A 14167-nucleotide genomic window follows, 5' to 3' on the forward strand; every position below is an offset into this window, starting at 1 on the left:
AGCAAACCTCAGTGGGCTTCCAGGATAGGATCGAGGGCGCGTGCGTGCTCGACCTCCCAGCCCAGCGGTACCACGTCGCCCACGGCCAGGGCCGGGTCGAGTTCGGCGATCGGCTGCTTCACGAAGAAGTCGGCCTTGCCGCAGACCTCCAGACGGACCCGCACGTGGTCGCCCAGATAGATGAATTCGGCCACGCGGCCGGAGAAGCGGTTGACGCAGCTTTCGCTGTGGCCGTTCAGGCGCACGCGCTCCGGACGCACCGACAGGGTCACCGGCTCGCCCGGCTGGCCGACGTTGACCGCCAGAGCCTCGACCTTCTCGCCACGGGCCAGGGCCACCAGGCAGCGCTCGCCGTCGCTGCTGAGCAGGCGGCCGTTGATGCGGTTGTTCTCGCCGATGAAGTTGGCGACGAAGGTGTTCTTCGGCTCTTCGTAGAGGGTGCGCGGATCGGCGATCTGCTGGATCTCGCCCTGGTGGAACACCGCCACGCGGTCGGACATGGTCAGCGCTTCGCCCTGGTCGTGGGTCACGTAGACCACGGTGACGCCCAGGCGCTGGTGCAGGTGCTTGATCTCCATCTGCATGTGTTCGCGCAGTTGCTTGTCGAGGGCGCCGAGGGGTTCGTCCATCAGGACCAGTTGCGGCTCGAACACCAGCGCCCGGGCCAGGGCCACACGCTGCTGCTGGCCGCCGGAGAGCTGGCCGGGGTAACGCTGGGCGAAGGCATCCAGCTGGACCATGTTCAGCACGCGCTTGACCCGCTCGCTGATGTCGGTCTTGCTCAGGTTGCGCACGCTGAGGGGGAAGGCCAGGTTCTCGGCCACGGTCATGTGCGGGAACAGCGCGTAGTTCTGGAACACCATGCCGATGTCGCGCTTGTGCGGCGGCACATTGTTGATCGAACGACCGGCCAGCTTGATCTCGCCGGCGGTCGGCGTCTCGAAGCCGGCCAGCATCATCAGGCTGGTGGTCTTGCCCGAGCCGGAAGGGCCGAGCAGGGTAAGAAACTCGCCCTTGCGGATGTCCAGGTTGAGGTCTTTGACGATCAGCGACTCGCCGTCGTAGCTCTTCTGCACACCACGGAAGCTGACCAGGATCTCGCCGGACGCAGCGTTCGAACTGACCTCACTCATACCTGCACCTTTTTGTTGGATGACTGCTGTGATCCAAGCGTAGGGAAAGGTCGGGGCGGCGCAAATCGGGGGTACTGAGAGATTGATATCAGCCGGGTGGAAGGCTGGTTGTAGGGATTGCCCTACAAAGATGACGGGTTTAGATATGCCTTGAGGACCTCATCGCTGGCAAGCCAGCTCCCACAGTGTCTGCGGCGCCGCCGAACCTTGTGGGAGCTGGCTTGCCAGCGATGAGGCCGGCACAAACGACATCACTCTTTCAGAGGTCGCTTTCAGAACACTCAGAGCAGCTTGTGCTCCATCGCATACTTCACCAGTTCCGCCAGCGACGTGACATTCAGCTTCTGCATCAGCCGCGCCTTGTGGGTACTGATGGTCTTGTTGCTCAGCGCCAGTTGCTGGGCGATGTCGTTGACGTTGGCGCCCTGGGCCAGGCGCTCGAACACCGAGAACTCGCGCTCCGACAGCAGCGAATGCAGCGGCCGGGTATCGGTCAGCCCCACCTCGAAGACCATGCGGTCGGCCAACTCCGGATCGATATAGCGCCCGCCCCCGGCTACCCGGCGAATCGCCGTCAGCAGCAATGCCGGATCACTGTCCTTGGTCGCATAACCCGCAGCCCCGACCTTCAGGGCCCGGGCCGCCATCTGCGCCTCGTCGTGCATCGACAGCACGAGGATCGCCGGCGGCGCATTCAGCGCGCGGATCCGCGGAATCGCCTCCAGGCCATTGACCCCGGGCATGGAGATATCCAGCAACACCACCTCGCACGGCGTATGCCGCAGCGCTTCGAGCAACTGCTCGCCGTTGCCCGCCTCGCCCACCACCTGCATGTCCTTGGCCAGGCCGATCAACTGCTTGATGCCCTCGCGTACGATGGTGTGGTCTTCGGCCACCAATACTCGAATCACTGCCCCGCTCCTGTTTCAGTCCAGAGGAATACGCACGCTCAGGCTGGTGCCCTCGCCCGCTTCACTTTCCAGATGCATCTCGCCGCCCAGCATCAGCACCCGTTCCCGCATGCCGACCAGCCCAAAGGAACTTGGCCGACTGTCACCTACGACGAATCCCACGCCGTCATCGCTGACCGAAAGACACAGCATAGGTCCCTCCAGCGTCAGGTTGATCTCCACCGTATGCGCGTGGGCATGGCGCATGACGTTGGTCAACACCTCCTGCAACACCCGGAACAGCCCGGTGGCCTTGGCATCGCTCAACGGCGGCAGATGCTCGGGCACCTGCACCAGGCAAGGGATCTGCGTCCGCGCTTCGAAACGCCGGGCCTGCCATTCGATCGCCGAGGCAATGCCGGCATCGAGAATCGGCGGCCGCAGCGCCGTGGCCACATCGCGCACCAGTTGGAAGAGCTGGGCGATCAGGCGTTTCATGCTGGCCAGACGCTCATTCAGCCCCGGGTCGAGATCGGCGTAGGCCAGTTCGCACATGGAGGTTTCCAGCTTCAGCACGGTCAACATCTGACCCAGTTCGTCGTGCACTTCCCGGGCAATCCGCGCCTTTTCCTCTTCCCGCACGCTTTCCAGATGGGCTGCAAGGTCGCGCAGATGCTCGCGGGAGCTTTCCAGTTCCAGCTCGACCTGCTTGCTCTGGGTGATGTCCCAGACGATGCCGTCCCACACCACCCGACCATTGCTCAGGGTACGTGCGCTGGCCTTGATATCGGCCCAGCGCTGCTCGCCTTGACGGGTGAGGATGCGCCCCTGCCACGACCAGTCGCTGTCCGTGGCCAGGGCCTGGTCCTGGACCCGGTGATAGTCGGCGCGGTCATCGGCATGCACCAGGTTGCGCAGGCCCATTTGCGGGTGCTGGATTTCCGTCGGCGCATAGCCGACCAAAGCCTCGCTGCCTTCGCTGATATAGGGGAACTCCAGTTCGTCGATCCCCGGGTCGCGCTCCAGGCGGAATACCAGGCCGGGGACGTTGGCGGCAATCCCCTTGAGCCGCGCTTCGCTCTCCCGCTGGGCGGCCTGGGCGCGACGGCGCTCGCTGACGTCGGTGAGGTAGACCACCAGGTACTCGGCATCGCGAAAGCGCAGGAAACTCAGGGACACATCCACCGGCAGGAACGCGCCATCAGCCCGCAGCCATTGGGTCTCGAAGCGCTGCGCCGACTCGTCGCTGGCCCGCGCACGCTTCCACAGGTCGAGCCAGCGATCCATATGCAACTGCGGCTCGAAGTCGATCAGCGGCCGCTCCACCACCGCACCCGGCTCGTAGCCCAGCATGGCTTCGGCAGCGTGGTTGGCGTAGCGCACATGGCTGTCCCAGTGCACCCAGAGGATGCCCACGGTGCTCTGGTCGAGGGAAAACTGACTAAGGCGCAGCGCTTCTTCGCGCCCGAGCCGCTCGGCAAGGTCTTCCCGCGCCGCCAGCAGGTTGTGTTCGAGGAAACTCTGCTGACGGCGCTGCCAGATAATGATCGCCACACCGCTGAAGAACAGCGCAGCAAACAGCAGCGCGAGGTTCTGCCAGAACCCGGGGGATTCGCTCAGGCGCGGATACTTCGGTTGCAACCAGCGGTTGTGCAATTCCTCCAGGTCCCGCGCCGGGATCGCCTGCAGGCCGCGCTCGAGCACATCGGCGAGCAGCGGCCAGTCCCGCCGCGACGCCACCCGTAGCAGTTGCGGGAAACCGATATCACCCACCACCGCCAACTCGCTGAATTCGCTCTCGCGGGATAAACGGCTGAGCTGCGCCTCGTCCACCACCGCATAGCGCGCCTGGTCGCTGACCACCAGTTGCAGGGCCTGACGGTCGCCGGGAACGCCTTGCAGATTGAGGTTGGAATAGGTTGCGCGCAGGTGATCGGCCACCGCGCTGGGCATGCGCACGGCGACACGCTCGAGCTCGCCGATTTTCTCCACGTCCACCGCCACTGCGCCGTTGCGCTGGCCGACGATCAGCTGCGGGACGCGCATGTAGGGGTCGCTGAACAGCCACAGACGCAGGCCGGCGGGAGTCTGGGTCAGGCCCGGGACCAGATCGATCTCGCCACCGGCCAGGGCATGCTCGAGTTCGCCCTGGTCGGCGAAGTTGCGCCAGGTCAGGTCCAGGCCAAGGTTGCGTGCCAGCAGGTTCATCAGCTCGACGTTGACCCCGGACAACTGCTGCAGGCGCCGGTCGAACTGGGCGAACGGCGCCTGCAGGACCATGCCGACACGCAGGCTGCGATGCTGCTCCAGCCACTCCCGTTGCGCCGGGTCGAGTTGCACCGGGGAAGGCGCCGGAGCGGCCCAGGCGATCAAGGGCAGGAACAAACAGCCGATAACCCACAGACGGCGCAAACCAATCATCTTGAATCTCGTCATATAGAAGGATGGCCACCCGGCGTGGCCGTCCCGGACAAATACCTTTAGGCTGCCGGTATATTTCTGGCCAGGATCGATCAATGTTCTCACTTTATCGCACGACGCTTCCTGCGTTATGCCTGACCTTGATACTACCTTGCAGCGTCCATGCCGAGGATGGCAAAACGCCAGAAAGCAAAGCGGACGCCGCGGTACAACGCCCTGCCCTGGTCGAGCGCACTCAGGAGGACGCCCTGGCCCTGGAGCGTCAGGTGCCCAAGGAAGAACAACAGAACCTGCAAGCCGGCAGCGACGGCTTTCTCGCCTTGTGGAAACCGGCCAACAACCCGACACCCCAGGGCGTGCTGGTTATCCTTGCCGGTGCCGGGGAAACCGCCGACTGGCCGAAGACCGTCGGCCCGCTGCGGCGCAAGTTCCCCGATGCGGACTGGGGCACCCTGAGCCTTGCCCTGCCCGACCTGCTCACCGACAGCCCGGTGGCGCGCAGCGAAAGCCCGGCCCCGGCGCCCAAGGCCGAAGACACCAGCAAGGCGGCGCCGGCCAAGGACACTCCGGCCGACGCCAACGCCAATATCGCCCAGGCCACGGCGCCGGAGACTGACACCGAAACCAGCAAAAGCGCACCGGCCGACGCGAGCAGCGACAACACCGACGCCGAGCGTATCTTCGCCCGCCTCGATGCCGCCGTAGCCTATGCCCAGCAGCAGAATGCGCGCAGCGTGGTCGTCCTCGGCAGCGGCACCGGCGCCTACTGGGCAGCACGCTACATGAGCGAACGTCAGCCGGCGCAGGTGCAGAAACTGGTGATGGTCTCGGCGCAGACGCCGATCAAGGCCGAGCACAGCCTGGACAGCCTGACCCCGACCCTGAAAGTGCCGACCGCCGACTTCTACTACAACGATCAGGGCGCGGCCCGACAGGCAGCGCAGCAACGTCTGCAAGCCAGCAAGCGCCTGAAGGACAGCAACTACAGGCAGGTCGCCCTGACCGCGATGCCCGGCAACCGCTCTGCGGAGCAGGAGCAGTTGTTCAGGCGGATTCGCGGCTGGCTGAGTCCGAGCGAGGTTGATTAGAAGTCGCGGCGCTTGCGAATGATCGCGTAGGCCTGATGCAGTTCACGGGTGCGTTCGGTCGCCTCGCGTACCCTGGCCGGACTGGCGCCGCTGCCCTGCAGTTTGTCCGGATGATGACGGCTGACCAGGCGACGATAGGCCTGCTTGATCTCGCCCTGTTCGGTATCGGGGCCGACACCCAGCAGGCGCAAGGCTTCGGCATAGCTGCCCGTTCCATCCAGTGCCGGCTTGCGCGGCTCGTAGTCACCCGCCAGGGCCTGGACCTTGGCTGCTGACCAGCCCAATTGCCGACCCCATTGCAACAACAACTCGCGCTCGTCACGCCCGGCGCGGCCATCGGCCCAGGCCATTCGGCAGCATGCTCGCAGTACACCTTCGGCGGCATTGGGCTGCGCCTTCAGCCGTTGCAGGTGCCCCTCGACCTTCTCCCGTCCGACCTTGCCCAGGTTGAACGCGGCAATCGCCCGCTTGCGCGCATCATCGTCCATTTCCAGGCGCTGCATTTCCTGACGGGCCTGCTGGATATGACCTTCCACCACCCGGCCATCGCTCTTGGCCATGCGCCCGAGCAGGACGAACAGCACCTCGTCATCGCGCAGGACCGGACGACCACCGAGCCTTTCCCGCAGGTGCGCCCAACTGTGCAACTGCAAACGGCGGTCCATCGCCTGCCCGAGCAGGGCTCCCAACAGCGCGCCAGGAATGCTGGCGACGGCGAAGCCGGCTCCGGCGCCTATCACTGTGCTCGGCCACAACATGTCAGCGGTGCTCGGCGAGCAGGCGCTCGACTTCGGCAAGACGCTCCAGGGTGCCCACGTCCACCCAGTGGCCGCGGAAATGCTCGCCACTGACCCGACCTTGGGCCATAGCAGCGCGCAGCAGCGGCGCCAGCTTGAAGGCACCGGCCTGGCAGCCGTCGAACAATGCCGGATCCAGCACGGAGATGCCGCTGAAGGTCAGGGTATCGTCGGCGCCGCCACCATCCTCGACCAGCCCTCCGGCCAGGCGGAAGTCGCCAGCACCGTGATGGCCGGGGTTATCCACCAGCACCAGATGGGCCAGCCCTTGCAACGGCTGGCGCAGGCCGGCGAAGTCGTAGTCGGTCCAGATATCGCCATTGACCAGCAGGAACGGTTCGTCCCCCAGCAGCGGCAGCGCCTTGAAGATCCCGCCGCCGGTTTCCAGCGGCTCGCCTTCGGCGGAGAAACGGATGCCCAGGCCGAAGCGCGAGCCGTCACCGAGATGATCCTCGATCTGCTGGCCGAGCCAGGCGTGATTGATCACGACCTCCGTGAAGCCAGCCGCGGCCAGGGCCCGCAGGTGGTACTCGATCAGCGGTACGCCGGCGACAGGCACCAGCGGCTTCGGTGTATGCAGGGTCAGCGGGCGCATGCGCTCGCCCTTGCCGGCGGCGAGGATCATCGCCTTCATGGACGCACTCCCAGGCTGGCGATCAGCTCGCCCAGTTCGGCCAGTTCCGGCCGACGGGAAATCACTTCATCTATATAGGCAAAGAAACGCGGCACGTCCGCCAGGTAGCGAGGCTTGCCGTCGCGGTGGCAGATACGGGCGAAGATACCAATGACCTTGAGGTGACGCTGCACCCCCATCAGGTCACTGGCGCGGTGGAAGTCCTCGAAGTCAGGCTGCACCGGGATACCCGCGGCACGCGCGCGCTCCCAGTAATCCCGCAGCCATCCGGCGACCCGCGCCTGCGGCCAGCTGAGGAACGCGTCCTTGAACAGGCAGGTAATGTCGTAGGTGACCGGGCCATACACCGCGTCCTGGAAATCCAGCACGCCCGGATTCGGCACGCTGCGCATCAGGTTGCGCGGCATGTAGTCGCGGTGCACCAGCAACTTGGGCTGGGCCAGGGCGCTGTCGATCAGCAGGGTGCTGGCCCGTTGCCAGAGGGCGGCTTGGTGTTCATCGAAGGTCTTGCCCAGTTCACGACCGACGTACCACTCGGGGAACAGCTCGACCTCGCGACGCAGCAGGGCCACGTCATAGCTCGGCAGGGGCGCGTCCATCGGCAGGCGCTGGAAGGCCAGCAAGGCATCGATGGCATCGTTGAACAGGGCGTCGGCGTTATCGGCGTCGATCACATCGAGGTAGGTCTGGTTGCCCAGGTCACTCAGCAGCAGGAAACCGCGCTCGAGATCCTCGGCGTGGATCACCGGCACATTGACCCCGGCGCTGGCCAGCAGGCGCGCCATATCGACGAAGGGTCGGCAGTTTTCCTGGGGTGGCGGCGCATCCATGATGATGAAGCTGCGGCCATCGGCCTGCCAGCGGAAGTAGCGGCGGAAACTGGCATCGCTGCTCGCGGCGGTCAGGCTGCCTGCGGGAACCGCTCCCCAGCCCTGGACTCGAAACAGGTTCGCCAGTTGCTCATCGAGCCAGACGGTCAGGTGTTGCAGGCGTACATCGTGATCGGGCATTGCAAGGGTCTCCGAGGGCCCCGGGTACTGGCCAGGCGCGGCGAGAACGGGCAAGGAAGCGGAGTTTACTGGTTGTAAATGCGCATTCCGAGCCCGTTTTCGATGCGGCATGTGCAAGCGGGATGCATTTCTTACAGAGCCTAGCCGTCAAGCGGGGCATGCTTTATCATCCAGCATCTTTTTCAGACCATCGAGAGGCGTGCGGCCCCACACGCGGGCAGATGGCACGCAGGAAGCCCGGACTAATAAGATGGCATTGAAATCCCCCGCGTTTCGTAAAAAATTCCCGCTGCTGGTTACCGGCAGCCTGCTGGCATTGCAGCCTCTGGCGACCTCTTATGTCGTCGCGGCCGAGCAGTTCGACTGCCAGGTTTCCGCTTCCGGCGGATGGGACTGCAAGCCCAAGACCAGCGCCACCCAGTTGCCGCCTCGCCCTGTGCATGACGGTGCTGCGGTCAGTTCGGCCAATGCTGGCCCGGGACAGTCCGCTGATGACGGCGCCGTCGAGGACCGCGGTCCCAAGCCTGTTCTGGTCACCGAATCCAAGGGCCGTGGTCTGAAATCCCGCAGCGCCGACTACAGCCACCTGGACTGGGTACCGCGCGAGAAACTGACTGCCGCCCAACTGGCCGAGACCGGCCCGTACTGCTCCGGTGCCTACATCGAGCCGATTCGCCCGGGCATGAACGACAGCACGCCGAAGGACGAGTCGCCGACCTTCCTCGGTGCCAAGGTTTCCCGCTACCAGCAGGAACAGCAGATCGCCACCCTCGCCGGTGACGTGGTCATGCGCCAGGGCAGCATGCAGGCCGAGGCCGACGAAGCCAACCTCTACCAGGCCGAGAACCGCGGCGAGCTGACCGGCAACGTGAAGATCCGCGACAACGGCTCGCTGGTCGTCGGCGACCGTGCCGAGATCCAGCTGGATACCGGCGAAGCCCAGGTCGACAACGCCGAATACGTGATGCACAAGTCGCGCATTCGCGGTAACGCCCTGTACGCCAAGCGTTCCGAGAACGCCATCATCCGCCTGAAGGATGGTACCTACACCACCTGTGAGCCGAACAGCAACGCCTGGCAGCTCAAGGGCAACAACATCACCCTGAACCCGGCCACCGGTTTCGGTACCGCGACCAACGTCACCCTGCGGGTCAAGGATATTCCGGTGCTCTACACACCGTATATCTACTTCCCGATCGACGACCGTCGCCAGTCCGGCTTCCTACCGCCGTCTTTCAGCACCAGCAGCGATACCGGCTTCATGCTGGTCACGCCGTACTACTTCAACCTCGCGCCGAACTACGACGCCACGCTGTATCCACGCTACATGGCCAAGCGCGGCCTGTTGATGGAAGGCGAGTTCCGTTACCTGACGCCGAGCAGCGAAGGGCAGTTCGGTGGTGCCTGGTTGAATGACGAAGACGACGATCGCAAGAAGCAGACCGACTACACCGACAAGCGCTGGATGGTCAACTGGCAGCACAAGGGCGGTCTTGATTCGCGCCTGATGACCGAGATCGACTACACCGACATCAGCGACCCGTTCTACTTCCAGGACCTGGAAACCGACCAGATCGGTGTCGAAAATCGCGATTACCTGAACCAGCGCGCCGCCATGACATATCGTGGCGACAGCTACACCGCGCAACTGGCTGTCCACGCCTATGAAATGGCTTCGATTTCCAATATCACGCCTTACGACAGGCTGCCACAGCTGATCCTCACCGGCATGCTGCCTTATCATCCAGGCGGCCTTGAGTTCAGCTATGAAGCCGACGCGACCCGCTTTGAGCGAGATCTGCAAGACGGTGTGGTGCTGGACAAAGACGGCGTTCCGGATCCAGCCACTGGCGGCAGACGCCTCGATGACAACGTTCTCGGCATTGCCCGAGCAAACGGTACCCGTCTGAACGCGGCACCGAAGATCAGCCTGCCGCTGTCCAATACCTACGGCTATCTGACCCCATCCCTCAAGTACGTTACCACCCAGTACGATCTTGATCTGGACGGCAAGGGCAAAAGCAACATCGCCGACTACACCGCCGATCAGTTGCGGGTCAATGGCGACTACAAGAGCAGCCAGAACCGCAACATCCCGGTTGTCAGCGTCGACAGCGGCCTGTACTTCGACCGCGATACCCAGTGGTTCGGCAAGAACTACCGCCAGACCCTCGAACCACGCCTGTACTACCTCTATGTACCGTACAAGGATCAGGCGGATATCCCGATCTTCGACTCAGGCGAGACCTCGTTCAACTACGCCTCGCTGTTCCGCGACAACCGCTTCGTCGGCGGCGACCGCATCGGCGACGAGAACAAGCTCTCGCTGGGCGTGACCAACCGCTGGATCGAGGAAAACGGCTTCGAACGCCAGCGCTTCAGCATTGGCCAGGCCCTTTACTTCAAAGACCGCAAGGTTCAGTTGCCAGGCATCGACTGGAAAGACCGCGACGACGCTCAGGCCGATGTTTCGCCATACGCGCTGGAGTACGAGTACCGCTTCAACCGCGACTGGCGCTTCAATTCCGACTTCAACTGGGACCCAGACAGCCGCAGCACCCGGTCGGGCAGCGCGATGTTCCACTTCCAGCCTGAGGACAACGTCAACAAGATCGTCAACCTCGGTTATCGCTATCGTAACGACATGGTTCGCTACGACAACATCACCGGCAAGTGGTCCGTGGGTGGTGGCGACTATGGCACGCCGGGCCAGCCTGGCTATGTGAAGGACTACTACAAGATCCAGCAACATGACTTCTCGGTCATGTGGCCGATCGTCCCGCAATGGACCGCGATTGCCCGCTGGCAGCACGACTACAACCGCAACCGTACCCTCGAAGCGATGGGCGGTTTCGAATATGACAACTGCTGCTGGAAGCTGCGCCTGGTCAACCGCTATTGGGTTGATTACGACGAATACAGCCAGGCCGCTCCGGAAAACGAAAAAGGCGACCACGGTGTCTTCCTGCAGATCGTGCTGAAAGGCCTCGGTGGCGTGGTTGGCAACAAGGTCGAGACGTTCCTCGACAAAGGCATTCAAGGTTACCGTGCACGTGAAGACCAAGCTTATTGATTGTCTGCGCCCGCTGATGCTGGGCGCTGTATTGCTGAGCAGCACCGCCCACGCGGCGGTGCAGACCCTGGACAAGATCGTCGCCATCGTCGACAACGACGTGGTCATGCAGAGCCAGCTGGACCAGCGTGTCCATGAGGTGCAGCAGACCATCGCCAAGCGTGGCGGCGCAGTGCCACCGGCCAGCGTTCTGGACCAGCAGGTCCTGGAACGCCTGATCGTCGAAAACCTGCAACTGCAGATCGGCGAACGCTCCGGCATCCGCATCACCGACGAAGAACTGAACCAGGCCATCGGCACCATCGCCCAGCGCAACAACATGAGCCTGGAGCAGTTCCGTGCTGCCCTGGCCCATGACGGCCTGTCCTTCAATGACGCTCGCGAGCAGGTTCGTCGCGAGATGATCATCAGTCGCGTGCGTCAGCGTCGTGTTGCCGAGCGCATTCAGGTTTCCGAGCAGGAAGTGAAAAACTTCCTCGCTTCCGACCTGGGCAAGATGCAGCTGTCGGAAGAGTTCCGCCTGGCCAACATCCTGATCCCGACCCCGGAAAGCGCCAGCTCCACGGCTATCCAGGCCGCGGCTCAGCAGGCTGGCCAGGTCTACCAGCAGCTCAAGCAAGGCGCCGACTTCGCCCAGTTGGCCATCGCCCGCTCCGCCAGCGAAACCGCACTGGAAGGCGGCGAGATGGGCTGGCGCAAGGCGGCCCAGTTGCCACCTCCGTTTGACCGCATGCTGAGCACCATGGCGGTGGGCGATGTCACCGAGCCGGTACGTACCCCGGGCGGCTTCATCATCCTCAAGCTGCAGGAGAAACGCGGCGGCCAGACCCAACTGCGTGACGAAGTGCATGTTCGCCACATCCTGATCAAGCCAAGCGAGATCCGCAGCGAAGCCGAGACCAAGATCCTCGCGCAACGCCTGTACGACCGCATCCAGGCCGGCGAAGACTTCGCCGAACTGGCGAAGAGCTTCTCGGAAGACCCGGGTTCCGCCCTCAACGGCGGCGACCTGAACTGGGTCGACCCGAACAACCTGGTTCCGGAATTCCGCGAAGTCATGGCCAACGCTCCACAAGGCCAGGTATCCAAGCCCTTCCAGACCCAATACGGCTGGCACGTCCTGGAAGTCCTTGGCCGCCGCGCCACCGACAGCACCGCCCAGGCTCGCGAGCAACAAGCGATGACCGTACTGCGCAACCGCAAGTACGATGAAGAACTGCAAACCTGGTTGCGTCAGATCCGCGACGAAGCCTACGTTGAAATCAAGCTTCCTGGCGCCGAACAGGCCGCCCAGTGAAACCGCAGCGCTTCGCCCTCACCCCCGGCGAACCCGCAGGCATAGGTCCCGACCTGTGCCTGCTGCTCGCCTCGCAAGCCCAGCCTCATCCTCTGATCGCCATTACCAGCCGTGACCTGCTCGCCGAGCGGGCCACGCAGCTGGGCGTGGCCGTCGAGCTGCTCCCCGTCAGCCCCGATGCCCTCCCCGACCAGCCGGCCAAGGCCGGCAGCCTGTATGTCTGGGACACACCGCTGGCCAATCCGGCAGTGGCGGGCACCCTGGACAAGGCCAATGCCGCCTTCGTCCTGGAAACCCTGACCCGCGCCGGACAAGGCTGCCTCGACGGGCACTTTGCCGGCATGATCACCGCCCCGGTACACAAGGGCGTGATCAACGAGAGCGGCATTCCGTTCTCCGGACACACCGAATTCCTCGCCGAGCTGACCCACACCGCCCAGGTGGTGATGATGCTCGCCACCCGCGGCCTGCGCGTGGCCCTGGTCACCACCCACCTGCCCCTGCGCGACGTGGCCGATGCCATCACCGTCGAACGCCTGGAGCGGGTCACGCGGATCCTGCATGCCGACCTGCAACAGAAATTCGGCATCGCCCGGCCGCGCATCCTGGTCTGCGGCCTGAACCCGCACGCCGGTGAAGGTGGTCACCTGGGCCGCGAGGAAATCGACATCATCGAGCCGACGCTGGAACGTCTGCGCACCGAAGGCATGGACCTGCGTGGCCCGCTGCCGGCCGACACCCTGTTTACCCCCAAATATCTGGAGCACTGCGACGCAGTGCTGGCGATGTACCACGACCAGGGCCTGCCCGTGCTCAAGTTCAAGGGCTTTGGCGCGGCGCTCAATGTCACCCTCGGCCTGCCGATCATCCGCACCTCGGTGGATCACGGCACCGCCCTGGACCTGGCCGGCACCGGCAAGGTCGACACCGGCAGCCTGCAGGTCGCCCTGGAAACCGCCTACCAGATGGCCGAGACCCGACTATGACCGAGCAATACCAACACCGGGCGCGCAAGCGCTTCGGCCAGAACTTCCTGCACGACGCTGGCGTGATCGACCGCATCCTGCGGGCCATCAACGCCAAGGCCGGCGAGCACATCCTCGAAATCGGCCCGGGCCAGGGCGCCCTGACCGAAGGTGTACTGGGCAGCGGCGCGCAACTGGATGTGGTCGAGCTGGACAAGGACCTGGTACCGATCCTCAACCAACAGTTCGCCAGCCGTGATAATTTCCGCCTGCACCAGGGCGATGCGCTGAAGTTCGACTTCACCACCCTGGGTGCCGCCCCGCGCTCGCTGCGGGTGGTGGGCAACCTGCCGTACAACATCTCCACGCCGCTGATTTTCCACCTGCTGGACAACGCCCAGCTGATCCGCGACATGCACTTCATGCTGCAGAAGGAAGTGGTCGAGCGCCTGGCCGCAGGCCCTGGCGGTGGTGATTGGGGCCGCCTGTCGATCATGGTCCAGTATCACTGCCGCGTGGAACACCTGTTCAACGTCGGCCCCGGCGCGTTCAACCCGCCACCGAAGGTGGATTCGGCCATCGTGCGCCTGGTGCCTCATGAAACCCTGCCGTTCCCGGCCAAGGATCATCGCCTGCTCGAGCGCATCGTCCGCGAAGCGTTCAACCAGCGCCGCAAGACCCTGCGCAACACCCTGAAGGCCCTGCTCAGCAGCGACGCCATCGAGGCTGCCGGTGTGGACGGCAGCCTGCGCCCCGAGCAACTCGACCTGGCCGCCTTCGTCCGCCTCGCGGACAAGCTGGCCGAACAGTCCGCCGCCAAGTGATTCACCGCCCGGCCGGCCTCATCGCGAGGCTGGCC

The 14167-nt window shown here is 64.2% G+C and carries 11 protein-coding genes; 5 read left to right on the forward strand and 6 right to left on the reverse strand.

Annotation, left to right across the window (positions count from 1 at the left end):
• Positions 1 to 8: 8 nt before the first annotated feature.
• The 3 genes from PSEMO_RS02535 to PSEMO_RS02545 form a co-directional block, all read right to left on the reverse strand.
• Positions 9 to 1133 carry an ABC transporter ATP-binding protein gene (locus PSEMO_RS02535; RefSeq protein ID WP_009404264.1) on the reverse strand — a complete coding sequence of 375 codons (1125 nt, stop codon included), beginning with the start codon at positions 1131 to 1133 and terminating at the stop codon, positions 9 to 11.
• Between the two features lie 281 nt (positions 1134 to 1414).
• Positions 1415 to 2044 carry a response regulator gene (locus PSEMO_RS02540; protein WP_075801591.1) on the reverse strand — a complete coding sequence of 210 codons (630 nt, stop codon included), beginning with the start codon at positions 2042 to 2044 and terminating at the stop codon, positions 1415 to 1417.
• Positions 2045 to 2059: 15 nt separating this feature from the next.
• On the reverse strand, positions 2060 to 4444 hold the full coding sequence (locus PSEMO_RS02545) for a PAS domain-containing sensor histidine kinase (RefSeq protein ID WP_075801592.1): 2385 nt from the start codon (positions 4442 to 4444) through the stop codon (positions 2060 to 2062).
• 95 nt (positions 4445 to 4539) lie between these two features.
• Between PSEMO_RS02545 and PSEMO_RS02550 the strand changes: the two genes are divergently transcribed.
• Positions 4540 to 5532: an alpha/beta hydrolase family protein gene (locus PSEMO_RS02550; RefSeq protein ID WP_075801593.1), complete on the forward strand. Its 993-nt coding sequence runs from the start codon at positions 4540 to 4542 to the stop codon at positions 5530 to 5532.
• On the opposite strand, the gene PSEMO_RS02555 is transcribed toward PSEMO_RS02550, so the two are convergent.
• The 3 genes from PSEMO_RS02555 to PSEMO_RS02565 are packed head-to-tail and all read right to left on the reverse strand — an operon-like array spanning position 5529 to position 7973.
• Positions 5529 to 6290 (reverse strand): TerB family tellurite resistance protein, encoded by a 762-nt coding sequence (locus PSEMO_RS02555; protein ID WP_075801594.1) that lies wholly within the window; start codon positions 6288 to 6290, stop codon positions 5529 to 5531. The two genes, PSEMO_RS02550 and PSEMO_RS02555, sit on opposite strands and share 4 nt — an antisense overlap.
• A gap of 1 nt (position 6291) precedes the next feature.
• Entirely contained in the window at positions 6292 to 6963 is a 672-nt protein-coding gene (gene murU / locus PSEMO_RS02560; protein ID WP_075801595.1) for an N-acetylmuramate alpha-1-phosphate uridylyltransferase MurU, read from the reverse strand.
• On the reverse strand, positions 6960 to 7973 hold the full coding sequence (locus PSEMO_RS02565; protein WP_075801596.1) for an aminoglycoside phosphotransferase family protein: 1014 nt from the start codon (positions 7971 to 7973) through the stop codon (positions 6960 to 6962). The genes murU and PSEMO_RS02565 overlap by 4 nt, the downstream gene beginning before the upstream one ends.
• Positions 7974 to 8223: 250 nt before the next feature.
• Here PSEMO_RS02565 and PSEMO_RS02570 point away from each other — a divergent pair, with 250 nt between their 5' ends.
• From PSEMO_RS02570 to rsmA, 4 genes are read left to right on the forward strand one after another with little or no spacing between them, the layout of a single operon-like run.
• A complete protein-coding gene (locus PSEMO_RS02570) occupies positions 8224 to 11046 on the forward strand; it encodes an LPS-assembly protein LptD (RefSeq protein WP_075801597.1) in 2823 nt (940 codons plus the stop codon).
• Positions 11027 to 12343, forward strand: coding sequence for a peptidylprolyl isomerase SurA (gene surA / locus PSEMO_RS02575; RefSeq protein WP_075801598.1), 1317 nt, complete (start codon positions 11027 to 11029; stop codon positions 12341 to 12343). Before PSEMO_RS02570 ends, surA begins: the two co-directional genes overlap by 20 nt.
• Entirely contained in the window at positions 12340 to 13329 is a 990-nt protein-coding gene (gene pdxA, locus PSEMO_RS02580; RefSeq protein ID WP_075801599.1) for a 4-hydroxythreonine-4-phosphate dehydrogenase PdxA, read from the forward strand. Before surA ends, pdxA begins: the two co-directional genes overlap by 4 nt.
• Positions 13326 to 14132, forward strand: a complete 807-nt coding sequence (rsmA, locus tag PSEMO_RS02585) for a 16S rRNA (adenine(1518)-N(6)/adenine(1519)-N(6))-dimethyltransferase RsmA (RefSeq protein WP_075801600.1) — start codon at positions 13326 to 13328, stop codon at positions 14130 to 14132. Before pdxA ends, rsmA begins: the two co-directional genes overlap by 4 nt.
• Positions 14133 to 14167: the final 35 nt, after the last annotated feature.

This window comes from Pseudomonas putida, from assembly GCF_001941965.1.
GTDB classification, from domain to species: domain Bacteria; phylum Pseudomonadota; class Gammaproteobacteria; order Pseudomonadales; family Pseudomonadaceae; genus Aquipseudomonas; species Aquipseudomonas putida_L.

Excerpts from the sequence above, each read along its gene's own strand:
- PSEMO_RS02570 (WP_075801597.1), top strand. The coding sequence starts at position 8,224 with ATGGCATTGAAATCCCCCGCGTTTCGTAAAAAATTCCCGCTGCTGGTT.
- PSEMO_RS02550 (WP_075801593.1), top strand. The coding sequence starts at position 4,540 with ATGTTCTCACTTTATCGCACGACGCTTCCTGCGTTATGCCTGACCTTG.
- murU (WP_075801595.1), bottom strand. The coding sequence starts at position 6,963 with ATGAAGGCGATGATCCTCGCCGCCGGCAAGGGCGAGCGCATGCGCCCG.
- rsmA (WP_075801600.1), top strand. The coding sequence starts at position 13,326 with ATGACCGAGCAATACCAACACCGGGCGCGCAAGCGCTTCGGCCAGAAC.
- PSEMO_RS02545 (WP_075801592.1), bottom strand. The coding sequence starts at position 4,444 with ATGATTGGTTTGCGCCGTCTGTGGGTTATCGGCTGTTTGTTCCTGCCC.
- PSEMO_RS02535 (WP_009404264.1), bottom strand. The coding sequence starts at position 1,133 with ATGAGTGAGGTCAGTTCGAACGCTGCGTCCGGCGAGATCCTGGTCAGC.
- PSEMO_RS02555 (WP_075801594.1), bottom strand. The coding sequence starts at position 6,290 with ATGTTGTGGCCGAGCACAGTGATAGGCGCCGGAGCCGGCTTCGCCGTC.
- PSEMO_RS02565 (WP_075801596.1), bottom strand. The coding sequence starts at position 7,973 with ATGCCCGATCACGATGTACGCCTGCAACACCTGACCGTCTGGCTCGAT.